This is a genomic window from Vibrio mytili, assembly GCF_049563345.1.
GTDB lineage: Bacteria > Pseudomonadota > Gammaproteobacteria > Enterobacterales > Vibrionaceae > Vibrio > Vibrio mytili.
The window spans coordinates 1,633,248-1,658,011 of sequence record NZ_CP110481.1; the positions used below are offsets into that span (position 1 = coordinate 1,633,248).

At 43.7% G+C, this 24,764-nt stretch carries 23 protein-coding genes, 2 tRNA genes and 2 pseudogenes; 14 read left to right on the forward strand and 13 right to left on the reverse strand.

The features are described 5' to 3' along the window. Nucleotides 1-12 precede the first annotated feature (12 nt). Entirely contained in the window at nt 13-1,020 is a 1,008-nt protein-coding gene (gene cydB / locus ONE56_RS07545) for a cytochrome d ubiquinol oxidase subunit II (RefSeq protein ID WP_041155540.1), read from the forward strand. Nucleotides 1,021-1,040: 20 nt separating this feature from the next. Further along, nucleotides 1,041-1,169 (forward strand): DUF2474 domain-containing protein, encoded by a 129-nt coding sequence (locus tag ONE56_RS07550; RefSeq protein WP_084735760.1) that lies wholly within the window; start codon nt 1,041-1,043, stop codon nt 1,167-1,169. A gap of 520 nt (nt 1,170-1,689) precedes the next feature. Here ONE56_RS07550 and ONE56_RS07555 read toward each other — a convergent pair. The 8 genes from ONE56_RS07555 to leuE form a co-directional block, all read right to left on the reverse strand. Continuing rightward, entirely contained in the window at nt 1,690-2,541 is an 852-nt protein-coding gene (locus ONE56_RS07555) for a universal stress protein (protein ID WP_423839600.1), read from the reverse strand. A gap of 13 nt (nt 2,542-2,554) precedes the next feature. Beyond that, on the reverse strand, nt 2,555-4,528 hold the full coding sequence (locus ONE56_RS07560) for a tripartite tricarboxylate transporter permease (protein ID WP_423839601.1): 1,974 nt from the start codon (nt 4,526-4,528) through the stop codon (nt 2,555-2,557). 144 nt (nt 4,529-4,672) lie between these two features. Further along, complete coding sequence (locus ONE56_RS07565; RefSeq protein ID WP_423839602.1) at nt 4,673-5,788, reverse strand: Bug family tripartite tricarboxylate transporter substrate binding protein; 1,116 nt, start codon at nt 5,786-5,788, stop codon at nt 4,673-4,675. Between the two features lie 176 nt (nt 5,789-5,964). Further along, nucleotides 5,965-7,029, reverse strand: coding sequence for a 4-oxalomesaconate tautomerase (locus ONE56_RS07570; RefSeq protein ID WP_041155537.1), 1,065 nt, complete (start codon nt 7,027-7,029; stop codon nt 5,965-5,967). 115 nt (nt 7,030-7,144) lie between these two features. Beyond that, nucleotides 7,145-8,203 (reverse strand): ABC transporter substrate-binding protein, encoded by a 1,059-nt coding sequence (locus ONE56_RS07575; protein ID WP_423839603.1) that lies wholly within the window; start codon nt 8,201-8,203, stop codon nt 7,145-7,147. Nucleotides 8,204-8,205: 2 nt separating this feature from the next. Beyond that, entirely contained in the window at nt 8,206-9,624 is a 1,419-nt protein-coding gene (locus tag ONE56_RS07580) for a sensor histidine kinase (RefSeq protein ID WP_423839604.1), read from the reverse strand. After that, nucleotides 9,624-10,289, reverse strand: a complete 666-nt coding sequence (locus ONE56_RS07585; protein ID WP_423839605.1) for a response regulator transcription factor — start codon at nt 10,287-10,289, stop codon at nt 9,624-9,626. The genes ONE56_RS07580 and ONE56_RS07585 overlap by 1 nt, the downstream gene beginning before the upstream one ends. Nucleotides 10,290-11,131: 842 nt before the next feature. Beyond that, on the reverse strand, nt 11,132-11,773 hold the full coding sequence (gene leuE, locus ONE56_RS07590) for a leucine efflux protein LeuE (protein WP_041155532.1): 642 nt from the start codon (nt 11,771-11,773) through the stop codon (nt 11,132-11,134). A gap of 282 nt (nt 11,774-12,055) precedes the next feature. Between leuE and ONE56_RS07595 the strand changes: the two genes are divergently transcribed. The 4 genes from ONE56_RS07595 to ONE56_RS07610 all read left to right on the forward strand — a co-directional run bounded on the left by ONE56_RS07595 (nt 12,056) and on the right by ONE56_RS07610 (nt 15,620). Then, nucleotides 12,056-13,072 carry a TRAP transporter substrate-binding protein gene (locus ONE56_RS07595; RefSeq protein WP_041155531.1) on the forward strand — a complete coding sequence of 339 codons (1,017 nt, stop codon included), beginning with the start codon at nt 12,056-12,058 and terminating at the stop codon, nt 13,070-13,072. A gap of 53 nt (nt 13,073-13,125) precedes the next feature. Beyond that, complete coding sequence (locus tag ONE56_RS07600) at nt 13,126-13,674, forward strand: TRAP transporter small permease subunit (protein ID WP_014234027.1); 549 nt, start codon at nt 13,126-13,128, stop codon at nt 13,672-13,674. Between the two features lie 151 nt (nt 13,675-13,825). After that, complete coding sequence (locus ONE56_RS07605) at nt 13,826-15,103, forward strand: TRAP transporter large permease subunit (protein WP_331437579.1); 1,278 nt, start codon at nt 13,826-13,828, stop codon at nt 15,101-15,103. Between the two features lie 34 nt (nt 15,104-15,137). Further along, nucleotides 15,138-15,620, forward strand: coding sequence for a gluconokinase (locus tag ONE56_RS07610; RefSeq protein ID WP_423839606.1), 483 nt, complete (start codon nt 15,138-15,140; stop codon nt 15,618-15,620). Between the two features lie 175 nt (nt 15,621-15,795). Here ONE56_RS07610 and ONE56_RS07615 read toward each other — a convergent pair. Next, a pseudogene (locus ONE56_RS07615) lies at nt 15,796-16,033 on the reverse strand (IS5/IS1182 family transposase); the annotation flags it as partial. Between the two features lie 359 nt (nt 16,034-16,392). Here ONE56_RS07615 and ONE56_RS07620 point away from each other — a divergent pair. From ONE56_RS07620 to ONE56_RS07655, 8 genes and pseudogenes are all read left to right on the forward strand, one after another. Continuing rightward, nucleotides 16,393-17,208: an ABC transporter substrate-binding protein gene (locus ONE56_RS07620; protein WP_423839607.1), complete on the forward strand. Its 816-nt coding sequence runs from the start codon at nt 16,393-16,395 to the stop codon at nt 17,206-17,208. A gap of 50 nt (nt 17,209-17,258) precedes the next feature. After that, nucleotides 17,259-17,903: pseudogene (locus ONE56_RS07625) on the forward strand (amino acid ABC transporter permease); the annotation flags it as partial. Between the two features lie 123 nt (nt 17,904-18,026). After that, nucleotides 18,027-18,809: an amino acid ABC transporter ATP-binding protein gene (locus tag ONE56_RS07630; RefSeq protein ID WP_245228396.1), complete on the forward strand. Its 783-nt coding sequence runs from the start codon at nt 18,027-18,029 to the stop codon at nt 18,807-18,809. Beyond that, entirely contained in the window at nt 18,790-19,452 is a 663-nt protein-coding gene (locus ONE56_RS07635) for a GntR family transcriptional regulator (RefSeq protein WP_423839608.1), read from the forward strand. The genes ONE56_RS07630 and ONE56_RS07635 overlap by 20 nt, the downstream gene beginning before the upstream one ends. 11 nt (nt 19,453-19,463) lie before the next feature. Continuing rightward, nucleotides 19,464-20,333: an urea carboxylase-associated family protein gene (locus ONE56_RS07640; RefSeq protein WP_415679344.1), complete on the forward strand. Its 870-nt coding sequence runs from the start codon at nt 19,464-19,466 to the stop codon at nt 20,331-20,333. A 171-nt stretch (nt 20,334-20,504) separates the two neighbouring features. Then, a complete protein-coding gene (locus ONE56_RS07645) occupies nt 20,505-21,236 on the forward strand; it encodes a 5-oxoprolinase subunit PxpA (protein WP_041155528.1) in 732 nt (243 codons plus the stop codon). Beyond that, nucleotides 21,233-21,919 carry a 5-oxoprolinase subunit PxpB gene (gene pxpB / locus ONE56_RS07650; protein WP_041155527.1) on the forward strand — a complete coding sequence of 229 codons (687 nt, stop codon included), beginning with the start codon at nt 21,233-21,235 and terminating at the stop codon, nt 21,917-21,919. The genes ONE56_RS07645 and pxpB overlap by 4 nt, the downstream gene beginning before the upstream one ends. Beyond that, on the forward strand, nt 21,916-22,863 hold the full coding sequence (locus ONE56_RS07655; protein WP_423839609.1) for a biotin-dependent carboxyltransferase family protein: 948 nt from the start codon (nt 21,916-21,918) through the stop codon (nt 22,861-22,863). The genes pxpB and ONE56_RS07655 overlap by 4 nt, the downstream gene beginning before the upstream one ends. 402 nt (nt 22,864-23,265) lie before the next feature. Here ONE56_RS07655 and ONE56_RS07660 read toward each other — a convergent pair. The 4 genes from ONE56_RS07660 to ONE56_RS07675 form a co-directional block, all read right to left on the reverse strand. Then, a tRNA-Val gene (locus tag ONE56_RS07660) sits at nt 23,266-23,342 on the reverse strand. 32 nt (nt 23,343-23,374) lie between these two features. Then, a tRNA-Val gene (locus ONE56_RS07665) sits at nt 23,375-23,451 on the reverse strand. Between the two features lie 179 nt (nt 23,452-23,630). Beyond that, nucleotides 23,631-23,969, reverse strand: coding sequence for a hypothetical protein (locus ONE56_RS07670; protein ID WP_041155525.1), 339 nt, complete (start codon nt 23,967-23,969; stop codon nt 23,631-23,633). 126 nt (nt 23,970-24,095) lie between these two features. Further along, nucleotides 24,096-24,755 (reverse strand): DUF2726 domain-containing protein, encoded by a 660-nt coding sequence (locus ONE56_RS07675; protein WP_041155524.1) that lies wholly within the window; start codon nt 24,753-24,755, stop codon nt 24,096-24,098. Nucleotides 24,756-24,764: the final 9 nt, after the last annotated feature.

Sequence of the window (24,764 nt, forward strand, 5' to 3'; positions counted from 1 at the left end):
AAGGTAAAGAATATGCTATTTGACTTATCCGTGATTTGGTTCGCGATCATCGTTTTTGCCACACTCATGTACATTGTAATGGATGGCTTTGACTTGGGGATTGGCATCCTGATGCCGTTTGTTAAAAACGAAAAACATAAAGATGTCATGGTGAACACCGTAGCCCCGGTTTGGGACGGGAACGAAACCTGGATTGTACTGGGTGGTGCTGCGTTATTCGGAGCATTTCCACTTGCCTACGCGGTGATTATAGAAGCGTTAACCATTCCACTAACACTCATGCTCATCGCACTAATCTTTCGTGGCGTTGCATTTGAATTTCGCTTTAAGGCCCTGGAAAACCATCGACAATTTTGGGACCGTTCATTTATGGTCGGTTCAATCTGCACAACCTTTTTCCAAGGCATCGTTGTCGGCGCAGTCATTCAAGGTTTTGATGTAGAAGGTCGCGTCTATGTCGGTGGACAACTAGACTGGGTGGCGCCATTCCCGATTTTCTGTGGCTTTGCATTAATCGCAACATATGCACTGTTAGGTAGTACATGGCTGATTATGAAAACCGAAGGCGAGTTGCAACAAACCATGTTCGGTTTTACCAACAAAACCCTAGCGGTGATGATTGCTGCATTAATTATTGTTAGTGCGTGGACTCCTCTGGCGTTTCCATCCATTGCTGAGCGCTGGTTCTCTACGCCGAATATTTTCTATTTGCTTCCTGTACCTGTTATTACGGGTCTGGTGTGCTTCAAAACCGTTGACTCGGTAAGAAAACACAAAGAACGCAGCCCATTTCTTATGGCATTAATCATCGTCATTTTGGGCTTCGCTGGACTTGGGGTTAGTATCTGGCCGAATATTATTCCACCTAATATTTCAATTTGGGATGCGGCAGCTCCGGAGATAAGTCAACGCTTTATGTTATTTGGTGCGGTGCTGATCATTCCGATAATACTTGCCTATACATTCTGGAGTTACTATGTGTTTTCTGGAAAAGTGAAAGAAGACGAAGCCTACCATTAATCCAATTGTGAGAGCGAATGATGAAAATGAAACAAGGAATCGAACAATGGGCCTGGATGATCGGTATCTGGGCTGCAAGTGTTGTCGCACTTGGTATCGTATCTATGGGTTTTCGACTACTGATGACCGCTGCCGGCCTTAAATCTTAAAATAGTTTGTGTTGAGTAAGATGCGTTTATCTGTCCCCAGTTCCGACTTTTGGTTCTGGGGCTTTTTGTTTGAAAGCGTCACTAATGAATCTTTGACCTGAGAATTACAACGATCTCCAGAGAAAGAGTCCTGCGTGGACGTCGTATCAACTGAGTAGGGAGAGCTATTTTTCAACCTCCGAATTAGAGGAGTTGTAGGTCGTATAGTCTTCTAAAAACAGTTTCATTGGGTAGATAAGAGAACAACTTAGATAACATGGCTCAGATAATATAGGGTCCGTAATCAAGTGGAGGTATGTTGATTGGAGCCGACGTAATCATTACAGTTCACTACTGTTATTCCAAAATGATCAAAGCTGCTTAACGTTACATTAAGCAGCTTAAAAAAGTGAGGCTGGTTAGCGACGCAAGGAAGGAGATTTTGAACCTTGCAGATTTTCTTGGGCGGACGGATAAATTGCTAACCAGCCATGTTTATAAACTAACAGATCAACCTGTCATCTAACTGACAAAATAAAAATTAACTCATCATCCAAAGCGGAATTTTAGCGCGTGTGAGTAACTTTTGAGTAACACCACCAAAGACTTTCTGATGAAGCTTTTGGTGAGCAAAAGCCCCCGACACTAGAACATCAGCATTAATCTCAGAAGCAACTTCTAGTAACTGGGATCCTGTATTTCTGCTTTTATGAGTAAACGTAATACACTCAACATCTATATTATGCCGCGCTAGATAGCGAGCAAGATCCTCTTGTGTTGGCTTATTGTGTAAGTACTTCTCACTCGTGGCCACCACAACTTGCTTAGCCTCTCTAAGCAAAGGGAGAGCACTATTGACTGCATTTGCAGCAGGTTTATCACCGTTCCATGCAATCATGACCGTCTCGGGTGAAAAATGAGTTTGCTGCCTTGGCATGATCAATATGGGCTTTCCCCCGTGACTCACTGCAGCTTCAAAACTGACACTTGTTTGTCCATTAAGAGATTGAGGGATGATGATTAGATCTGAAACTTTGCCTCTTTCTGCGACAATTTCTCCACGATAACCAAAGATGTCATGCCACTTGGCGCTCGTTAGCTGGGAATCGGACTGATGTTCATCGATCCCAAACTTTTGGCATAGATGCTCAAAGCTTTGCTTGGCTTGTGACATATCATCATTCACGTAATCGCGAACAATTTTGTCTATCTGATCGTAAAACTTTCTGGAAATCAGGCGTTTTTCACTCGGCATTAGCTTCTCAGCCCCCACTTGTGCGTGCAACACATCAAGGTGAGCGCTAAAGAATTGGGCCACGTTTAATGCCCCTTCCAGTCTGTGCTTACCGTCTTCCTGAGAAGCAAATGGCATAATGATGGTTTTTATTGGCATAACGCTCTCCTTTTTAGCCCAGCGGCCAAGGTAAAGAAACAGTTTCTTGTAACAGACCAATAGGCAAATCAAGCAACATGATGTGGGTTAGGCCAAGCAAGAAGCCTGAAGCTGCAGCCGTCGTTGCAAGTGATCGCCACAAGCTCATTCCGGCCTTGTTCATTAAGAATGCACAGAAAAAAATCGCAATAGAGATAACATAACCAACTAAGTAACTGCCTATTACGAGCCCAGCAATCCAGTAAACATAATGCATGATGGACGCCGTATTGCTATCGTGGGCATATCCTTGTTCATACTCATTGTCAAAGTAGACAGGGGAACCTTCTGGACGCGTTAAAAGCTGCACAACAACTATTGCAGACAACAGCCACATGCCACTTGCAACGACAATTGGGAATATCCCACCTAAGAAACTTTGTTGATAACCGTCATAAATACCGTAAGCAAAAGCGAGGTTAACCAATACAGCAAAAATCACTTGAGGTCGACGAGTTGGCACTTTTGCTGTGGTTGTCACTTCGTTGCTTTTTTTCATATTTTGACGAATCATAAATATCAGTGAAAGCAACGTAATCGCACCGATGATCATCACACCTGGACGAAGTAAAAACTCAATACCATCAAACTGTATGGCTTGATATAAGTAGGTTTCCATCCCAGCAGAAAGGACAAAACCAATTAAGAATGCAGGTCTTGGCCAATCAAACCGTTTCATTAACACCCCAAGTACACCAACTGCAAGCAAAGTGACGAGATCGGCCAAATCTCTCGTAGCCTGGAATGCAGCAAAGCAGATAACCATGACCATAAAAGGGGCTAATAAGGCATAACGTACCGTGGTTAACTTCGCTACCCAAGGGGAAATAAGCATACAGGCTGCTGCACCAAACACGTTAGCAAGTGCAAGTGACCAGATAATCGTATAGGTAACATCGAGATCGGTACTCACCATAGCAGGGCCCGGTTCTAAACCAACCAAAACCATCCCACCAAGAAATACTGCCATACCACCCGAGCCCGGGATACCAAACAGCAATGTTGGGACTAAGCCTCCTCCCTCTTTTGCATTATTGGATGACTCTGGCGCGATAACACCTCTGACATCACCATGGCCGAAATTTGGTTTATCTTTAGTCGTTTGAACCGCGTGGCCATAGGCAATCCAATCCACGACACTCCCACCTAAACCAGGCAGAGCGCCGATAATACAGCCAATCACACTGCATCGTACGGCAAGCCACTTGTTGGCAAGGAAGTCCTTAACACCCATGAGCCAGCCAGAGCCTAACTTGCTCGCATTCGCAATCGGCTTGTTCTGGCGTAATAGATCGATAATCTCTGGTAAGGCGAAAATCCCCAACCCCACGACCACCAAAGGGATCCCGTCCATCAGGTAGAAGTTATCAAATGTCATTCGATACTCACCAGTCGCTGGGGCACTACCGACACTGCCTAACAACACACCTAATCCACAAGCAGATAATCCTTTAACTAAGCTTTTTCCGGCAAGTGACCCCACCATGGTTAAACCAAGTAAGGTGAGCATGAAGAGTTCACCTGACCCAAAAGCAAGAATGACCGGACGAGCAATCAGGACAAAGCCGGTCAGAACCACGGCACCAAATAACCCTCCGAATAGCGAGGAAGCAAAAGCCGCTGACAGAGCGCGAGCCGCATGCCCATTTTTGGCCATTGGAAAACCATCCAGAACCGTCGCTTGCGAGCCACTCGAGCCTGGAATTCCCATTAATACGGAGGTAAACGTATCTGAAGTAGGAATAACCGCGACTAAACCTATTAGCATCGCAAGTGCCGAAACAGGGTCCATGCCGTATAAAAATGGTAGTAACAATGATAAGCCGGCAATACCTCCCAACCCAGGGAAGATACCGATTGCAAGACCTAATAACACGCCACCGAGCATATAGCTTAGATGGTGCAACGTTAAAATTGTCTGCAAAGCGGCAAGTAATTCACTAAACATAATAGAATCCTTGTGAGTTCACAGTGCACGATAGACGGTACATACTTGCAATTGATGTGACCGGGGGTGCTTAGAAAGGAAAACAGCGCGTCACACTGTTTTCCGCTAGTTTATGTCTTGTTAAGGGGTGGAATTCTGAAAATATTAAAGTCTGGTGTTGTATTTTTGTTTCAGCCAGTTGGCTACCCACTCTTTGCTCTCTTCATCTAAAGAGAGAATGGAATCAACCGCTTGTTCAGCCTCCAAACCCGTAAGCTGCTTATAATTCCCTAACATATCTTCAGCTCGTTGTTGAAATTCAGGGTTTTCCACCAGCTTAGCCATTGATTCACTCCAAGCTTGCTGGATACCTTGCGGAGTCGAGTTAGGTAAAAAGAAAACTTTCTGCGCGACAAATCCTGCGATAAAAAACGATCGCCAAACTTGAAATCCTTTCGAGCTATCTATGTCCCCTTTGGCTAGCTGATATACTTCTCCAAAATGAGGAATATCGGGGAAATTTGGATCTCGTTGAAGCTTGCCTTGCGCATCAATAACACCAAAGCTAAACAGTGGAATCGCCTTGCCCTCTTCAACCAGTGGCACGACTTTCTTCAAGTAAGCAGAACTCGTTTGTGAATCTAAATTTACTTCACCTCGTTCAAATGCTAAACGTCCAGCGCCGCGTCCCTTCATACCAAATACGGCTTGTACATCGGCGCCGAGTAAATCAAGTGCCAACAGAGGGACAAGATCAATGGTAGTGGCACCTTGGCTCGCATATTTAAATTTCAGCTTGTCCAAATTTTCAATAAACTGCTCCGCATTTTTTATGCCTTCATCCGGGCTGATGTATACCACCCCTCCAGTCGGTGTAGCGAGTACCGCTTTCCAGTCGTTATAGTCATACTTTACGCGACGGTCATTTAGCAGATAGGTGTACTGTGTCGATGCTGAGCTTGCCAATACATCCAAACCATTATCTTTTGCACGTCGTGCAAATTGGTTTGCGCCCTTGGTTGAGCCACCACCCGGTACATTCTTAATTACAACGACTGGCTCACCAGGAAGATATTGAGTGAAATAAGGGCCAAAAAATCGAGCCCAAGTATCCGTACCTCCACCTTCTTTGTAAGGTACTGTCATTTGAATACGTTCACCTTCAAAACTCACCGAGTCTGCATTCACTGGTGACGTAAAAGAAAATGTCATTAACGCAGCGGATGCTAGCTGTCCGCTGATGCGTAACATCGTTTTATTGAAGTAGTTGTTAAGCAGCATAGCGCCTCCTCAAGTCCTTTATGGCAGTGTTGATTACTTTGAATCGCTTCATTGCGATATGCCCACCGTAAATACTCAAGCTGTCACCAGACTGACACCAACACGGTCTTTTAACAAAAGTGATACATATTTCTCAAATTTGGCTTAAGTTCAAAACAGAGGGCGATAAGTTATTGCTAAGCGACGTAGACATCCCCTTTAAATAATGGCCTTGCGGTTCTTATGAGCGCCGCTTGGGCGATAACAGGTTCATGTTCACCTTCAAGCAAAACCAATTTGACATCTATTTTTCCGCTGGGATGTTCAATCATTACCGTTTCAGAAGAACCGCTGGCTTGCTGATGAGTAACCGTTCCTTCGATTAAACTCGCGGCTCCCACACAAATAGCCCCCGTGACCGCGTGACTGGCATGGCAATTATGCGGTACGAGATAGCGAGACGTGATGGTGCCGCCATGATGGGGAGGAGAAACAATGGACACCTTAGGAATCACACTTGCGCGCACATCACCTAATCCCATCTTTTCACCCGCGATAATACGAATAGCCTCTATCTTATCGAGCAACACCTGATTACTATCGATAACGAACTTCGTTTCATTACCTATCAGCCCAAGGGCTTGAGCTGGAATGTGGACCATGGGAACAGCAGCATCAATACAAGTGACGTCGATATTATTAATCGTCTCTCGAACTGAACCTGTAGGGAATAATTTGCCTGTTTTTGCGCCACCAACATCAAGAAAGTTGAGAAGAATTGGAGAACCCGTTCCCTGAACCCCATCGATAGTAGTGCTACCGTCAAACTTCAGGGATTTGTTAGGCGTTTCTGCTGTTACATCAATAATTGTATTGGTATTGACGTTCTTAACCCGCACGGTCGTCGTGCCATCAGCAAGTTCGATTAGGCCTTTTTCAGAGGCAAAAGCGATAACACCTGATAAAATATTGCCACAAGAGGGTTTGGTATCGACTAATTTTTCTTCAACGCCAACTTGTGCAAAAAGGTAATCCAACTCAGCATCTTCTGAATCAGAGCGAGAAACAATTCCCACCTTACTCGTCAAAGTGGTACCGCCACCAATACCGTTAATTTGTTGAACATCTCCCGACCCCATTATCTGAATCAGTAGTTGATCTCTTAGTTCTGGAGATTGAGGAAGATCGCTGGCGAGAAAATAAGCGCCCTTGGACGTGCCACCACGGATAAGCATGCAAGGGATAAACTGGGATTGTGTCATTTTGTGCTCCTTACCATTATTGCCACTTTCAAGTCCAAAAAGTGGTGGTATCAAGCTACAAAATGAACCTGTCAAATCGCTGACTCACGACACCATAAGAGCAGGTAATGTCATGTCAGTCATAATCTTTTAACGCATTTTCCCATTCCGTAATCACAATCTGCCGTTTACTTTCGTCGGCAAAGACAAGCAAACGTACGTCAAGAGGTAAAGGTTTCAGCTGTTCAGCATACTGCTGGCGCATATACGAGGCGGAGTTAACACTATTAATATCAGTGCGTATCGGCGGCATATTCGTCTGCTCAGACATCACCCACTGTCCGGAAGAAGAAAGTAGATAATCAATAAATTTCTGAGCGCCTTGGACATTTTTGGTTGTTCGATTAATAAACGCAGTTCGAATGATCACTGGGGTGTAATCACTCATCGATGTGATCGATACATCATCGTTGAGCTGTTGCCAACTCTGTGCATATGACCCCAGAATGTTATAAGCCATCACAATTTCACCGGAACTTAAGGCATCCAGCATATCTCGTGAACTGTCAAAAGTGCGAGCGTAGTGAAGATTAAATAGCTCGAGAAATTGCCCATAATTGCGAGCTTGCTGCCGCTCAAACGACCAAAGCAAATATCCGATGCCTACTTTACGAATATCATAAACCCCAATCTTGCCCATAAACTCATCACTATAGCGACGAATAAACGACATAAGTTCAATGCGATTCGTAGGGATTTGTTTCCCCTCTAAAAACGACTTGTTAAACACAACGACCGCAGGCTCAAAACTAAAACCAAACAGTTCATCGCGCCACTGGCTCCAATCGGGCAGTAACTCATGTGCGTTCGAACTACGCTTATGAATACGTTTATGTTCAAGCGCATAGCCATCGTTGACCAACCGCAGTTGCAGATGCATCACCGAGCTTATGGTCACATCCGGTTGTGGTTTTTGTTGATCACGAATATAACGATCAAGGTCTTCGCTGCTCATCCATTTATATTGGATATCAATATCCGGATTACGATCAGAAAAGTCATCGAGAAGTGGTTTCATCTCAGACAGATAAGCCGCCCCAAATACTCTAACGAGTCGAGGTTGAGTTTCACTGGCCAAAGCACTCGACAAACACATCCCACATAATGTCGTAATAAAGATAAAGCGTTGCAACATAATTAAATCTCCTCCCATCTACGATATGGGAATTGAATTTCGACCGTTAAGCCATGTGGAACCGTATCAAGTAAAAACAATTGAGCATGGGATTTCTCTGCAACATCGGCCGCAATACTCATTCCTAATCCTGTACCAGATTGGCTATTTTCCGAGATCCGATAGAACCGCTCGAATACATGTGGTTTGTCCGCGTCTTGAATGCCGACACCATAATCTCGGATCAAAATAATGGCTTTGGTGCCACGTTGAGCAATTTCAACTTCCACCACACTCGAATCAGGAGAATATTTAATCGCGTTTTCGATTAAGTTGAGCAACATCTGCCTCACCGAAAACTCATCACCCGTTATTTTAAATAGGAAACTCTGTTGGAAGCTAAGCTCGATATTTCGTTTGAGCGCATTAATGGCAAGGTCTCGACAAACAGATTGCACGAGATGATTTATATTCACGCTTTGTGGTTCCATACTGCGAAAACGGTGTTTTATCGTCGCATGGTTCAAGAGCTGTTCTATCGTTCTTTCTAAAACGCCACACGCCTCTAAGATACGAATCAGTGACTGGGTTGACTGCGTTGAGGTCTCTCGACTTAACATCAGCTCAACTTGAGCTCTCATACCCGCGAGGGGAGTCTTTAATTGATGCGCGGCCTCGCTTGTAAAATTTTTTAAGTTTGATAGCGTTTCATCTAGTTGAAACATAAAGCTATTTATCGTTCTCACCAAATGCATAACTTCTTCCGGTCCCTGTAAATCTATCGGGGTTAGATCCACATTTGAACGCTGTGATATTTTTCTATTAATCACTTTAAGTGGTTTGAGTACTTGAGCAATCAAGATGACAATGACGATCATCGTACAAAGTACAACGCCCAAGATAAGTTTGGATGCGACGCTAGAGAGTTGCTGTTCCCAATCCGTTCGGGCTTCTGTCGTTTGCCCAACTAACACATACACATGATGCGGCCCCTTACGGGTATTAATCACTCGACCCACCAATGCAAAGCGCACATGCTGCTTTTTAAACTTCAAGTCAAAATAGTGAGGGACAACTTCCAACTGAATGGGGTTGGCATCGATTTGCGAAACGACCACCTTTTCTGATAATAACGCGCTATATCCGGTTACGAACTCTTTTTGTTTGGTCGCCACTAAATAGTACACTTTGTCCCGCGGTGAGTCCGCAAGCCCACTAAATGCAGAAAACGGCAAATCAACACTTAACTCACCGGCTTCCAATCGGACTTCTTCCAGAATTTGTAATGCGGCATTTGCCAGTGGACGGTCAAAGGTGTGTTGCGCGGTTTCATAGGCATATCGCTTCACACCTAACATAGAGATAAGGCCAATAAAAAGTAAGGTACTGGTCGAATAGGCGAGCAGCTGGAATCGGAGTGAGCGCGTTGAAATAGAGAACATTATGATTGCACTGATAATACATAGCCTAAACCGCGTAGAGTTTTAATCTCCACATTGCTGTCTCCCAACGCTTTTCGCAGTCGCCCTACATAGGTCTCAATAGCATTATGGTTAGGGGGGTTATCATAACCATACAAATGATCAATAATTTCCTCTTTACTCATCACACGATTAGGGTGGCTGACAAAGACCTCTAATAGACGATACTCTCGCTGTTTGAGCGTGATATTTTCGCCCTTCACTTTTACCGTTGCCGTCACTGAATCAAAACTCAAGTTGCCCAGCTCTACCACGTTATTATCATTACCCTGGCTTCGGCGGACAATACTTCGACAGCGTGCTTCTAACTCTCCCAAGTCGAATGGCTTACTTAAAAAATCATCCGCACCTAAGTCCAGCAAATTAATTCTGTCGTAGACTTCTTTCCGAGCGGTTAAAATTAATATAGGTGTATTTGAGACTTGTCGGATTTTTTTGGTGATTTCTTCCCCTGTTCGATTGGGAAGGTTGAGGTCTAAAATAATTAAATCGTATTGAGTATGAGAAACGAGTGAATACGCCACATCACCATCATAAGCACAGTCCACACCATGACCTAGATCGTTAAAGCGCTGCTCTAGTGACTCACTAATTAATCGATCATCTTCTACAATTAAAACTCGCATTATCCGTTTTACTTCCCTGAAATACCGCGTTCTATGTTAAAACACACCGAATCAAATCAGTGACATTACCCTTTCAAAAGCCCATGCAATCCACTCGTCTAATTATATGTAAAAACAAGCGGCCAGTGCGAAGAACTTTGTTAAAGATACAGCAACCTATCTCTCTTTCTAAATTATCAATTAAGCTTAGCAACCACCTAAATTACATCAACTTTTGATACGCTGCCCCTAATGTTAAACACTTTCGAACCTCAGTCACACTTGTGATTAAAGTGTGACTAAAAACCTATCAAGTCAGCTAGATGACAGGTTTGTAACATATGGATGAACTGGCTCGAGCCAACGACTCTACCAAACGTCTGATAATGCTTGGCGACAATCCACCATTGTCAAAGGGGGGTCTCAATGATGAGTGTGCACACCGACTTTCAACTACATGGGAGGGCGTACGACATTACTATGGTAAGCAAGGTCTACGACAAGGGCGAAAAGAACCCAAATTGCTTGGTCAATTATGGCTAAAAATCAATCTGTTGAGGTAAGAACCTAATCAGAATTTGCAATGAAAATTAAAGATGACAAAACGGTTAGACCACCAGATTGAAGACCTGTTGCCCCAAACAGCAACCTAATTATGCTTTAAAGTTTATGAAGACAATCTGGCGCGAACCTCATCATAGAGCTGAGACTAAAAAGTGTCTTTTCTAGACTCTGAATATATTTGCGAAAATCAGCTCGTTATATTGCTCTCTACTTGCAATAACGGGGCGTACGATATATTGGGTCAACTGGAGTTTCGTCGATAAAATAACCATGAACAAAGTACGCGAGCCGGGACCATATCAGCTCAAACTCGCTAGTCGTGCAGCAAACCCCATAAAGAACATGCCAAGCAACCCGTTACCTAACTTTGCTAACACCTTATTATCTTTGAATAATTGAGTTAATGATGACCCGAGAAAGATCAGTGTACTCAAATAAATGATACTGAAAACTTCGAGAATAAACGCGAGGATTAAGTATGAAACCCACGTGTGTTCATACGTATAATCGATAAATTGGATAAAGAATGAGACGTAAAACAGAATCGCTTTCGGATTGGTCAAACTCAAAGTCAGCGATTTAGCAAACACATTTTCGCGTTTCTTAGGGCGAGCAACGTTTGATTCTCCATCATCACTTTTGCTCATTAACTGATGAATGATTTTCACCCCTAAATACAGCAAGTATGCGGCACCCAAGTAGCGAATGATCGTGAACAGGACGGGAGAAGTTTGAATTAACGAAGCAACACCTAGGTAAGAGAGTAAAATTAAGACCGCATCACCAATAAGCACACCTGAGGCCGCTTTGTAACCCGCCTTAACACCCAGCGATGAACTCGATTTCAATACATAGAGAGAGTTTGGACCCGGAGCAAGAATGATCATGGTCAGACCGACCAAATACGTCCATATATTAATGACGCCAAACATCTCCAACATGACGATCAACCCTTTTACCAAATGAAATCGAACAGAATTACGAGATATAACTGAAACAAATAGCAAAGTCTATCTCAGCGCGAAGAATTCTATCGAAAAGATATAAACCCTCATTCATAAACAGACATCTCATTCATGTTAAAAACTAATTAAAGATGTTACGGAACGTGATCAAACTCCTAGAATTCAACCGATGTTACCGGTAACTTGCTCAATGTTCCCGGTAACATCGGGCGTAGTAGGAATACAAGTAGATCCGATAATAGATTAAAGGACGAATGAATGAACATCATACAAAAATCCCTAACCTCAGCTATCTCACTAGCGTTGCTATCCACTTCCGCTTTCGCTGCTGACTTTAACTTCAAATTTCAATCCAGTGATCCATCTGGTGACAAGAACTTTCAAGTTCAAAAAGAATGGACCGAACGCGTAGAGAAAATGTCTGGTGGTCGTATTGAAATCGACCTACTGCCTGTTGGTGCTGTGGTTAAACACACAGAAACCTTAGGCGCTATCAAAATGGGCATTATCGATGGTCACATTACCGCAACAGGTTACTTTACTGGCCAAGATCCAGCATTTGGTCTGATCGGTAATATGGTTGGTGCATGGTCAGACACTCGCCAACTACTTCAATACATCAACTACGGTGGTGGTTATGAGTTAATGACTGAGCTCTATGCACCTTACGGAGTGAAATACATTGGTGGCTCAACAACAGGCGTAGAGTCGTTTGTATCTAAGGTGCCACTAAATGGCGTTGATGACCTAAAAGGTCTTAAGCTTCGTGCTCCAGAAGGTTTGGTTCAACAAGTGTTTGCTGCAGCTGGTGCAACACCAGTAAACCTACCAGGTTCCGAAGTCTTTACTGGTTTGAGCAAAGGCGTTATTGATGCTGCTGACTACACCGTTTTCTCTACTAACCAGCAAGCAGGCATGAACGATATCGCAACTCACCCAGTTCAACCGGGTTTCCACTCACTGCCAACGATTGATATCTCAATGAGTCAGAAAAAGTGGGACAAACTACCTGCCGATCTTCAAGAGATCATGACGGTATCGGTTCGTGACTTCGCTGAAGATATTACGACTCAACTGCGTATCGCAGACCAGAAAGCCGTTAAAGAAGCTGAAGCAAACCCTAACATTACCATTCACGACTGGTCGGAAGAAGAGCGTAAGAAGTTCCGTCTGATAGCGATGGGCGAGTGGGAAAAATATGCCGAGCTCTCTCCTAATGCGAAAAAAGTTTACGATTCTATTACGACTTACCTAAAAGACTCGGGTCTTCTATAAGTTGTTAAAAAAAGGGAGGTTTACTCCTCCCTATTTCATTTGGAATTAGACATATGAAAGAATCAGACACAAATCTAGCGGCTGAAATGCCGCAGAATATTCTCGACAAAGCAATAACCAAAATCAGTGAGCTGTTTAGTTTATTGTTTGTTGCCACCGTCATCATTTCATTTTACGAAGTAGCGAGCCGCTATTTGTTTAACTCACCAACCATGTGGGTACACGAAACCGCCTCCTTTATTGGTGGAGCACTGTTTGTGATCGGCGGGGCCTACGCTCTCGCAACCGACAAGCACGTAAGGGTCGTTCTCGTTTACGATGCGGTATCACAAAAGACAAAACGTTACCTGAATGTCTTTCACCATCTAGCAGGGTTGCTGTTTAGCGGGTTATTGATTTATGCAGCGTGGCAAACTGTGGCTAACTCTTGGTTTGCACCTTGGGGTGGATTGAGATTAGAAACCTCGGGCTCCGCTTGGAATCCTCCATTTCCTGCCCTGCTTAAAGGCATCATTCTATTTACCGTTTGCCTGATGTTTATTCAATTCATTTTGCATTTGATTAAAGAAATTCAACAACTAAGGGACGAAGGCGATGAATAACTTATCTTCTACAAAACCTTCTGTAGGGAGCTACAAACCTGTGTTCCTTGTCATTGGCCTTCTGACCTTAGCCGCTGCTTTAGGTTGGGTCGGTGTGCAAACCTTCACATCGAACTTGTCATCAATTGGAATCGAGTATGGCAGCTTGTTGATGCTGGTATTGATGATTGGTCTATTGTTGACTGGCATGCAACTCGCTTTCGTAACAGGTCTTGTCGCACTGATCTTTACCTTAGGCTGGTTTGGTGTCGATGCGCTACCGCTTATCACCAGCCGTATTTTCAGCTTCGTAAGTGGTTATGTGTTCCTTGCGGTGCCGATGTTTGTACTGATGGCTGCGTTACTCGACCGCTCAGGAATCGCTCGAGACTTGTTCGATGCAATGAAAAGTGTCGGCCGTAAAGTGCGTGGTGGTGTCGCGGTTCAGACCTTACTTGTTGCCGTGATCCTTGCTTCTATGTCGGGCGTTATCGGTGGTGAAACAGTGCTGCTCGGTATTCTTGCGTTGCCACAAATGCTAAGACTAGGTTATGACCGTAAGCTAGCAATTGGTACCACCTGTGCTGGTGGTGCGTTAGGTACTATGCTGCCACCAAGTATCGTACTGATTATCTATGGTTTATCAGCGTCAGTGTCTATTGGCGAGCTATTTAAAGCCGCATTCTTACCAGCGTTCATTCTGGCGATGTTCTACATGGCTTACGTACTAATTCGCTGTAAGCTTAATCCAGCTCTTGCACCGCTGCCGTCAGAAGAAGATTTGGCCAAAGATGCTGAAGCTCACCCGAGTTACTTCAAAGCACTGTTCTTCCCTTTACTATCAGTTGCAACGGTTCTTGGTAGTATATACACCGGTGTTGCATCAGTTACCGAAGCCTCTGCGCTGGGTGTGGTAGGTATTGCTATCAGTGCTGCGATTCGCAAAGAGCTAAATTGGAAAATGGTCAAAGAGTCTTCCATCGCAACTATGCGTACCTGCGGCATGATCATGTGGATTGGTATCGGCGCTTCAGCTCTGGTTGGCGTATATAACCTAATGGGTGGTATCGACTTTGTAGAGGAAACGATTCTCGCCTTAAGTGGCGGAAACGCGATGTCTACCCTGCTTATCATGATGGCGATCCTTTTTGTTTTGGGTATGTTCTTGGACTGGGTTGGCGTTGCACTACTGACTATGCCGATTTTCGTCCCGATCATCACTGGCCTTGGAATGGATCCAATTTGGTTTGGTGTGGTGTTCTGTCTAAACATGCAGGTTGCGTTCTTGTCTCCACCGTTTGGTCCAGCAGCGTTTTATCTAAAATCTGTTGCGCCGAAAGACATTAGCCTTGGTGAAATTTTCACAGCACTACTGCCGTTTATTGCACTACAAGTTTGTGTTCTTGCTCTGGTTATCATATTCCCTGAGCTTGCATTGTGGTGGCGATAAGCTTGCCCATTAAGCCTAATTATGAGTTGATACTATGAATAAAAAATATATCGTTATGGGTGTTTCTGGGTGCGGTAAATCTTCTATCGGTGACTCGCTGGCCAAATCTTTAAACATCCCGTTTTTCGATGGTGATGATTACCACCCAGCGGCAAACGTTGAAAAAATGAGAAATGGCGTTCCGCTAACAGATGAAGACAGAAAAGAGTGGTTGCTGACGCTAAATGCTCTGATCCAAGAGCAAGACAACTTAGTTTTAGCATGCTCTGCACTGAAACCCGAGTACAGAGAAACATTAAGATCAGGTTGCACTGACCTCACGTTCTGCTATTTAAAAGGCGATTTTGACACAATATGGTCACGGCTTAAGACCCGAGAAGATCACTATTTCCAAGGTTCAGCCATGTTAAAGAGCCAGTTTAATACTCTAATAGAACCGAGCGAAGAAGAAGCGATTTACATCGATATCAATCAGCCACCGCAAAATGTGGTCGACGATATTCTATCAAAAGTTTGATCAAAATAAGGGCTGGTTTACCAGCCCTTATTTGGTTTCTACCCTTGTGCTTTTGGTTAGGCGTAAATCAATGTTGTATTAGTTAATATCCATTCGATCTACCCCGCTTTAAGCGACGAGAGGCTTTGTTGCGGAGTTCTGTTTAAGAGTTACCTCTACCTAAATAGGCTATCTTTTAAACGATATACTGAGTTTCGGGCATACCTAGCCCAGTAAGCTTATTTAACGTCTTAATCATGACGTAACTCTCCCTACTTGTGCATTGTAGTGACGCAAAGTCAGTGATGCCCCGTGTAGTGCTTCACTCGATACATGGCGGCTTCAGACAGTGAACGCTTGTGGTAACCATACTTTTGTTTCCACTTTTTGTTCGAGCCATAGCGCTTTTGACAACCAACAGCGTGATTTCGAGGTACCATGCTTTTCGATAATAATCCTGGAAGGTACATTAAACCTGCCTGTTACTCACGTTTACCTAACGTTACCTTTCCACTCGTTATGAGTTCCTAAAGTGGCTCAATCTTTGTTCTAGAAACTGCTGATCCTTCAATCTAGAACGTTTGATATCTAGGTTCTTTTGATGCTCACTTATGGGGAAAGTCGCACCACCTCAGTGCATGTATACGTAAACTAACCAGCACTAAATTTAATTAAACCACATAAAATCAGCGTCTTAGCCTTTATTTTAAAGTTGGCACAAATATTCCTTATACATTGTTCAACAATTATTGTTGAACAATAAGCATGAAAATATCTAAAAGGAATTAGTCATATGAGTATATTGAAGAGCAAGAAAGCGATTGTTGCAGCATTCGGCTTAGGACTTTCAATGCTAAGCACAAGCATTGCTGCACAAAGTAGCTTAAAGATAGGCACCGATCTCACCTACCCCCCTTACAACTATCTTGAAGGAAAAGTAGCATCTGGTTTTGATGCTGAATTCATGCGCCTTGTTTCCAATGAGTTGAATAAAGAACCAACCTTTTTAGATACACGGTTCGCAAATTTAATCATGGGAGTTAATCTGGGTAAATTTGACGTGATTGCCTCAACACTTTACGTCACTCCAGAGCGAGCAAAAGAAATTGATTACATCCCTTATATGAAAACTGGCGGCTTGCTTCTCGCTTCTAAAACTGGTGCGTTTAAGCCTTCTAAACCCAGCGACCTTTGCGGTAAGCGGGTAAGTTCGATTCAAGGCGCAGCCTGGATCAAAAAGCTTCACGCAGTATCAAAATCCGAGTGTGAGCCTAATAACCTCGGTAAAATTGATGTGCGAGAATTCCCGACTTCACCAGAAGCAAGCCAAGCACTCATCGCTGGAATGGTAGACGCACAGTTTGAAGATGCTGCTGTCGCAAAGGTTGCTGCAACCAAATCTGGAAAACTCGAACTGACCAGCGACATCATCTATCCCGTTGTCGTTGGACTCGCTGTAAAAAAAGGTCAAGACGACTTTAAAAGTGAGGTAGCAGCCGCTGTAAAAAGTGTTGAGCAGACTCCAGAGTTCCTGGCACTACTTGAGAAGTACAGCGTCTCGGCTCCTAGCGAGCAAGAATTTGAAGCTGCTTTGAACGGCACGTTATAAGTAAATCGCAGAGCCCTTCCGCAAGGCTGGGCTCTCACTAGGAGTTTCATATGCAATTTGATTGGTCTTATTTTACAAGCTTATTCCAGAACGTAGACTTTTGGCAGGCTTCTTTGCTTGTCATTAAGCTCAGCGTCTTAACCTGGATCTGTGGGAATATCTTTGGTGTGATTTTGGCACTTGCTAAACAATCCCATATAAAACTCATCAGTGTGATTGCTAGCGGCTATATTTGGCTGTTCCGAAGCTTACCGTTGATAGTTTTAGTCATCTTGATTTACAACGTTCCTCTATTTCTTCCCGAGAGCGCAGACTGGTTATCTTCTCCTTTTATATCCGGACTCATCGCTTTAATCGTTAGTGAGTCTGCCTACATCGCAGAAATTCATAGAGGAGGATTATTATCAGTCAATAAAGGACAAACGGAAGCAGGTAAAGCGCTCGCCATTTCCTTTTCAGGCATTCAAAAGATGATAGTGATACCTCAGGCTTTTAAGATTGCACTGCCATCTCTTTCGAACGAGTTCGTCACGATTGTCAAACTAACATCTTTAGTATCAGTCATATCACTATCTGAAATACTCATGGTTGGACAGAGGTTGTATACGCAAAACTTCAAAGTGATCGAAACTCTTCTCGCGGTCGCTTGTTACTACGTTCTTATAGTGACCGTGTTTGATTGGGTTATCCATCGTTTAGAGGCATGGTTTGATGTGACCAATAAGAAAACCATTGCCATCTCAGAGTCGGAGCTTTCATTAGCGACATCACACAAAGATATCATTGAAAAACCGCCAATAGAGGCGAGCGCAAAAAATATCATTGAACTAGCGGCAGTTAAAAAGTCCTACGGCAGTAAGGAAGTATTAAAAGGTGTCAGTTTAAGAGTTAAAAAAGGTGAAGTGATTTCTATTATTGGTCCTTCTGGCTCAGGAAAAACAACGCTGATACGTACGATCAATGGAATGGAGATGTTGAATGATGGGACAATACTTTTCGATGACAAAGCATTTCTTGAGCCTACTTCCACAGGACGGCCTAGTAAAAGCTATTATCAGTCTATTCAAAAAATAGGCATGGTGTTTCAAGGGTTTAACCTTTTTCCACACAAAACAGTACTAGAAAACATCACCATGGCTCCTTTGTATCATAACAAAGGAAGTGAGCAGAGCCTCAAACAACTTGGCTTATCTTTACTCAATAAAGTTGGTTTGATCGAACATGCTCACAAGTATCCTCATCAATTATCTGGGGGACAACAACAGCGTGTCGCTATTGCTCGAGCGTTAGCAATGAAACCAGACATAATGCTATTTGATGAACCTACATCGGCTCTCGACCCTGAACTTGTCGGGGACGTACTGAAAGTAATGGAGCAACTGGCCAAGGAAGGAATGACAATGATCATCGTTACTCATGAAATGCAATTTGCATTTAAGGTATCTGATCGCGTTGTCTTCATGGAAGATGGCGAGATCAAAGCTGCTGACCAACCTAAGACTTTATTGCAGTCTAATCAACCTCGACTGAAAAAGTTCCTTTCCAATCAGCAGCATGCACTGAGTCAACTGGAGGAAAATAATGTTCCCTATTGTGCTTGATAAACAATACGACCACTTACCTGCCTTCGAGAGAGTGGCTAGCCTACTGCGTGACGAAATGATTTCAGGGAAACTTTATGTTGGTCAAACTCTGGGGGAAATTGAGATAGCAGAAAGGCTTCAAGCCTCACGTAATACGGTACGTGAAGCCTTACGACAACTGCTTTGTGAAGGACTGGTCGATTATAAACGCAACAAAGGAGCGACAGTAAAAATTCTGGCTAGGAAGGATGTCAGTGATATTTTTACGGTCAGGAAAACGCTGGAACTTCAAGCGAGCCAGAGTGACCATCCGATCGAAGAACACCTTTTGCTGGCTATGGAAGACGCATTAAATAAAGTGGAAATTGCAGTCGAACAAGATAATTGGACTGAAGTTGCCACTAACAGCTTAAGGTTTCATCAATCTATCGTAGGTATTTTGGCTAGTAATAGAATAAATACATTTTTTGCTTCCATCATCGCCCAATTGCGCCTTCTCTTTGCCTGCGCACCAGATGAAAAGTACTTCCAACAACCTTGGGTAGAGAAAGATAGAGAGATTTTTACTCATTTAAAAAATGGGAACAGGCAAGCCGCTACTGCATGCTTATCTAAATACCTAGAAGACTCCGAACAACGGTTATTAAATCTATTTAATTAAAGGACTATGTGATGACTAAATTTTACCCAGCCGCTTATCAAGCAACCAAAGGTTCGGCACTCGATGTGAACAAAGAATTCTACAACAACATCGCGACACAAACTCAAAAGCGAACCTTGGTAAAGTCTATCGATATCCCAATTCGTACTGGCCAAGCATGGGTTGTACCTGCAGGTCATGTATTCCGTATTGTCGCAACGGAAGGTGCACAAGTGGGAGACTTTAACATGTGGAACCTGAACAACCCTCGTGAAAGAATGTGGGCTTCTCGTACACGTCAACTGCAAGGTGCACACGTATCAACCTACGACCGTCTATGGTCAAACCTGCCGTTTTTGCGCCCGATGGCAACGATTACGTCAGACAGTCTGGCTGATTACGGTGTCGATGAACACGGCGGTCGAGTGCACGATCTTCTTGGTACACGATGCGATCCTTACATCAACAAACTATTGACAGGCGAAGACTTTGACTTTCACTGTCACTCTAACTTAACTCGAGCAGTAATGCCTTACGGTCTGACGGAGTTTGATGTTCATGATGTACTGAATGTTTTCCAATGTACTGGGCTAAATGCCGATGACGACTACTTCATGAAGGCTTGCCCAGCGCAAAAAGGGGATTACTTGGAGTTTTTTGCCGAGATTGACCTTCTATGTGCACTTTCAACTTGTCCCGGTGGAGATTTATCTGTGCATTTATGGGGACCAGATGCTGAGGACCCTCTTAAAGTATGCCGTCCGTTAGGTGTGGAAATTTACTCAGTCGACAGTGAATTACTCGAAGGTTGGGAACAACCTAAGTCACCAGATTATAAAGGCAATCACGGTTTACCATTCCCTAAATGGGAAGATCAACCTGAAGCGAAAAAAGCTGTTTAGAAAGCCTGATTCTGCCCTCCCCTGTTAAGACTTAGTTCTTGCCAATGAATGGTAGTACTGACACGGTTTGCTGAACTCAAGCTGCTAATACGATAGTTATCAGGGACAGGCAGAATCTAGAACAATAGACGGTTATTAAATCATAGAGAAACAGATTAGGGAGAATCCTCAATGAAATTGAATTGCGACTTAGGTGAAAGCTACGGTAGCTGGGTTATTGGTATGGATGATGAAGTCATGCCTTTCGTTCATATGGCCAACATTGCTTGTGGTTTTCACGCTTCAGACCCTGACATCATGGCTAAAACTATCCAAAGTGCCATAAAACATGGGGTCTCGATCGGTGCGCATCCCGGTTATGATGATAAAAAAGGCTTTGGCCGTCGTTCTATCCCACATACTGCGGATGAATTGAAACATTTAGTCGTTTACCAAGTGGGGGCAATGGTTGGCATGTGCCAGCTGTTTGGGCAAAAAATTGACTACATTAAACCTCATGGTGCGTTATACAACGACATGATGAGTAACGAAAACATTTATCGTGCGATTGTTGAAGGCGTTGCAAAAGCAGGATTTGACGTACCACTGATGATCCTAGCCAAAGCAGACAATTCTCTTTATCAGTCTATCGCAGACGAAGCTGGAATTTCCTTGCTTTTTGAAGCTTTTGCCGATCGGGCTTATACCAGTGAAGGGACGCTTGCTCCCCGTCAAACACCGGGTTCAGTCCACCATGAACCACAGTTGATCATTAACCAAGTGAAACAGTTAATTGAAAAAGGCACAGTGACAACGGTTGACGGTATCGAATTATCCCTGAATGCTGACACTGTGTGTGTGCATGGTGATAACCAAGAATCAATCAATACTGTTCAACAGCTACGCAAACTGATAGACCAATGAAGATCACGGTAGACAGAGTATCGGAGTGTTGCTTAATTGTTTACTTCGGCAATGAAATTGATCCCGGATTAATAGAAAAACTCCGTATATTTACTCAAGTAGTGCAGAAACATTATTCTCAAGTCGTGTGCGAAGTCATTCCCTCTTATACATCTGTATTAATTGAGTACAACCCTTTAGACGTTGAGGCCAATGAATTTATTGACTGGTGCCATAAGCAGGGACAGCAAGTCATGAGAAGTGAGCTAAATGGTGCTTCTAAACTCGTAACCTTGCCCGTTTACTATCATTCAGATGTCGCACCAGACTTAGCAACACTGGCTAAGAACAAAAAACTTACTACAGAGCAAGTGATCGAGTTGCACTCAAGAACTGAATATACCGTGTGTGCTATAGGCTTTGCTCCTGGTTTTGCTTTTCTTGGTTCCGTTGATCCTAAAATTTCTTCACCACGGCATGCGGAGCCACGACTAAAAGTCGCGAAAGGAAGCGTCGGAATCGCAGATCGCCAGACTGCCGTGTACCCTTTAGAGACACCAGGAGGATGGCAAATTATTGGTAAGTGTCCACTTGATCTGTTCAATATAGACAGAGACCCAATGATGCCATTTGAAGCTGGAGACAAAGTCCGCTTTACACCGATTCAAAGAGATGAGTTTCTAAGCTTAGGAGGGGAACTATGACTGGATTAAGGGTGCTCTCTCCAGGTATGTTGAGTTTAATTCAAGACTGCGGTCGTTTTGGTGTTGCCCATTTAGGGCTTAGCGTAGGAGGCCCTGCAGACCTTCACGCACATTGTTGGGCAAACAAATTGTTAAACAACCCGATGAACTCACCGACATTAGAAATCATAATGGGGAATGCAGCATTCGAAGCACAATGTGACATGATATTGGCACTGACTGGTGCCAATATGAACGCGACGCTCGACGAGCAACCACTTGAAAATTGGCGTAGCTTTACAATTAAAAAAGGGCAACGACTTAAGCTGAATTATGCAAAAACTGGCTTTCGTGCTTACTTAGCCGTTAAAGGAGGGATTGATGCGTACAATCATTTTGGTAGTGCATCAACCGTTCTTAGGAATACACTGGGTGGCTTACCAGACAGTCCTGGTCGTGCTCTTAAAGAAGGGGATATTCTGTCACCCAATATTGAACTGACACTTTCGACAACTGAGAGTATAGAGGTAAGCTGGGTTCCGCGCCATTTTATTCCGAAGTACACAGATGAACTCTGTTTAGCAGTCATTGAGTCTTATCAATCCGATTTGTTCAGCACCCAAGCCAAGCAAGATTTTTACTCAAAGCCCTACAAGGTGAGTGATAAGCTGGATCGTATGGGGTTACGTCTCGAAGGAGAACCTATTGAATGCAGAGCAAGTGGTATTGTATCAGAAGGTATAGCCTATGGTTCTATTCAATTTCCCGCTAATGGACAGCCCATCATTCTCCTCAACGATCGTCAGACATTGGGCGGGTACCCTAAGCTTGGCTGTATTTCAAGATTAAGTTTGATGAAGCTCGCGCAAGCAAGGCCTGGCAGCGTTATTCAGTTCTATCGTGATGACATCGACCAACAAACCAAGGCCTATTGCGAGTTTATTCAGTATTTTGGGTTATGTTGAGGAAAATGAGAGTAAAGCTGGAATACATGATCCAGCTTTCTTGGACCATACTCCTGCAACCAAGGACTCGCGCGAGGGCCGTAAGAAAGAACGCGGCACTCAATCCACCCTCCTCCGCGTTTATTGTTTTCCGCATGCAGAATCGCTCAAATTTTGTCTTCACACATCAGGCTGTACCTGAGTTTGCTATTCAACCAACGGGATGACCAAGCTTCCTAAACAACACTAAATCTTATGTCGTCAAGAATAGCGTGGTCACCAGATATGAGTCACTGCATATGACTTATATAGTTATTCACAGTAGAAGAAGGGAAATTGAACTCTAGCCTTATCTTATAAACGCTAGAAACAACAAAGCCCGCGAAAAGCGGGCTTTGTTGTTTGTTCATAAAGAACGAAATTTGGTGGGTCCGGGCGAACTCGAATCGCCGACCCCTACCATGTCAAGGTAGTACTCTAACCAACTGAGCTACGGACCCAAATTTTTTGTTCCTAACCATTCAGTTCAGAATGGTGCGTCCGAGTGGACTCGAACCACCGACCCCCGCCATGTCAAGGCGGTACTCTAACCAGCTGAGCTACGGACGCATTTCTCTGGAACGAGAGGGATATTAGCCATAACCCTCTTAGGGTGCAAGCAGAAATTCGCTATCTTTGAACCGTTTGGCGAAAATGTAAACTCAACCACTGTTTTCTGCTGATTTTGTCAGCAACACTTCTCCATCCAAGGGGAAAAGTGTGATCTTCGTTAGCATATGATGACTGGATCAATTGTCGTAAGGCACTTGTTTCAGCATCCAAAGTTGTAACGTTTCTTCTACGTCATGGCATTGCCCAAATAAAATTTGATACTTGGGGCTATAAGAGTCACCGATATACGTCGTACGAATGAGCTCCCCTGTTTTCACATCGACTTGAGTGCTCACGCGACCTTTGAAGTATTGGAAGATAACAAATTGATCACTGTGATAAACCATTTGTTCGCGGTAAAACAAAAAATGGTCTTGGGGTGTGTCAGTTAGCTCGCATTCTAACGGCTTTATGTTTGGCAACGCATTGGCATGTGCGGTAATGAGTAACGCTGAAATTAACCATCCGTATCGCATAGTACTTCCCTACTGTTCTTCTTTTGATCAAGTATAGAAGTGATATGCCATCCTCCCAAGGTGCTTAGCTCTACCCAACTGTCAGTAACGCGGAGAGAGATACAACCATAGCAGTGTTATTAAACACTACTCATCAGTATCAAAGACCACATTGTAGTTTTCAGTGTAGGTGCAGTTGGGTTGGCGACTGCAGGTAAAGAAACGTCTTCCTTTAAACTCACCCTGACTGGCGGTTTTGATGATCATCGGGCTACCGCATTTTTTACAAAACCGTACCTCTTTGTCCGGCTCAATCAAATCAATATGTGCGGCCAGCAATCGACGTAAACGACCAACTTGATAGCTGTGTTTGATCGAGGTACCTATCAATGGCAGATTCGCTGATTTACAGACATGCATCAGTAGCTTTTGCCGTTCTGCTTTTCCTTTGTTGAGAGGCTGTCCATTATCCAGCTCTATGATCACTCGCGGTTCCAATGTGCGCGGATCGCAAATCACATAGTCAAAGTAACTTCTTGAGATACGGTTGCTGGCGATGAAAAACTGCTTCTTATTTTTGATGTCTTTTGGCGCGATTAAGGACGACATGCTTACTTTGGCAAACACGACAGCGTGTTCGCCAACCGCCGTTCTTAGCGCATTGTAAAACGCACCTTCTTGGCCTCGTAGCAACGGACCTTTAGTTCGATAAGGATAATCGCGAGTGTCATCATGTTTAATGACGTATTTTTGAATCACAAAAAAGAAAGCAACGAGAAGAACAACAACGATAAATATGTTGGTCATAGATAAATT

What these genes read in the sequence shown, in the direction of transcription:
- cydB (WP_041155540.1), top strand. Translation starts at nt 13, where the DNA reads ATGCTATTTGACTTATCCGTGATTTGGTTCGCGATCATCGTTTTTGCC.
- ONE56_RS07550 (WP_084735760.1), top strand. Translation starts at nt 1,041, where the DNA reads ATGAAAATGAAACAAGGAATCGAACAATGGGCCTGGATGATCGGTATC.
- ONE56_RS07555 (WP_423839600.1), bottom strand. Translation starts at nt 2,541, where the DNA reads ATGCCAATAAAAACCATCATTATGCCATTTGCTTCTCAGGAAGACGGT.
- ONE56_RS07560 (WP_423839601.1), bottom strand. Translation starts at nt 4,528, where the DNA reads ATGTTTAGTGAATTACTTGCCGCTTTGCAGACAATTTTAACGTTGCAC.
- ONE56_RS07565 (WP_423839602.1), bottom strand. Translation starts at nt 5,788, where the DNA reads ATGCTGCTTAACAACTACTTCAATAAAACGATGTTACGCATCAGCGGA.
- ONE56_RS07570 (WP_041155537.1), bottom strand. Translation starts at nt 7,029, where the DNA reads ATGACACAATCCCAGTTTATCCCTTGCATGCTTATCCGTGGTGGCACG.
- ONE56_RS07575 (WP_423839603.1), bottom strand. Translation starts at nt 8,203, where the DNA reads ATGTTGCAACGCTTTATCTTTATTACGACATTATGTGGGATGTGTTTG.
- ONE56_RS07580 (WP_423839604.1), bottom strand. Translation starts at nt 9,624, where the DNA reads ATGTTCTCTATTTCAACGCGCTCACTCCGATTCCAGCTGCTCGCCTAT.
- ONE56_RS07585 (WP_423839605.1), bottom strand. Translation starts at nt 10,289, where the DNA reads ATGCGAGTTTTAATTGTAGAAGATGATCGATTAATTAGTGAGTCACTA.
- leuE (WP_041155532.1), bottom strand. Translation starts at nt 11,773, where the DNA reads ATGTTGGAGATGTTTGGCGTCATTAATATATGGACGTATTTGGTCGGT.
- ONE56_RS07595 (WP_041155531.1), top strand. Translation starts at nt 12,056, where the DNA reads ATGAACATCATACAAAAATCCCTAACCTCAGCTATCTCACTAGCGTTG.
- ONE56_RS07600 (WP_014234027.1), top strand. Translation starts at nt 13,126, where the DNA reads ATGAAAGAATCAGACACAAATCTAGCGGCTGAAATGCCGCAGAATATT.
- ONE56_RS07605 (WP_331437579.1), top strand. Translation starts at nt 13,826, where the DNA reads ATGCTGGTATTGATGATTGGTCTATTGTTGACTGGCATGCAACTCGCT.
- ONE56_RS07610 (WP_423839606.1), top strand. Translation starts at nt 15,138, where the DNA reads ATGAATAAAAAATATATCGTTATGGGTGTTTCTGGGTGCGGTAAATCT.
- ONE56_RS07620 (WP_423839607.1), top strand. Translation starts at nt 16,393, where the DNA reads ATGAGTATATTGAAGAGCAAGAAAGCGATTGTTGCAGCATTCGGCTTA.
- ONE56_RS07635 (WP_423839608.1), top strand. Translation starts at nt 18,790, where the DNA reads ATGTTCCCTATTGTGCTTGATAAACAATACGACCACTTACCTGCCTTC.
- ONE56_RS07640 (WP_415679344.1), top strand. Translation starts at nt 19,464, where the DNA reads ATGACTAAATTTTACCCAGCCGCTTATCAAGCAACCAAAGGTTCGGCA.
- ONE56_RS07645 (WP_041155528.1), top strand. Translation starts at nt 20,505, where the DNA reads ATGAAATTGAATTGCGACTTAGGTGAAAGCTACGGTAGCTGGGTTATT.
- pxpB (WP_041155527.1), top strand. Translation starts at nt 21,233, where the DNA reads ATGAAGATCACGGTAGACAGAGTATCGGAGTGTTGCTTAATTGTTTAC.
- ONE56_RS07655 (WP_423839609.1), top strand. Translation starts at nt 21,916, where the DNA reads ATGACTGGATTAAGGGTGCTCTCTCCAGGTATGTTGAGTTTAATTCAA.
- ONE56_RS07670 (WP_041155525.1), bottom strand. Translation starts at nt 23,969, where the DNA reads ATGCGATACGGATGGTTAATTTCAGCGTTACTCATTACCGCACATGCC.
- ONE56_RS07675 (WP_041155524.1), bottom strand. Translation starts at nt 24,755, where the DNA reads ATGACCAACATATTTATCGTTGTTGTTCTTCTCGTTGCTTTCTTTTTT.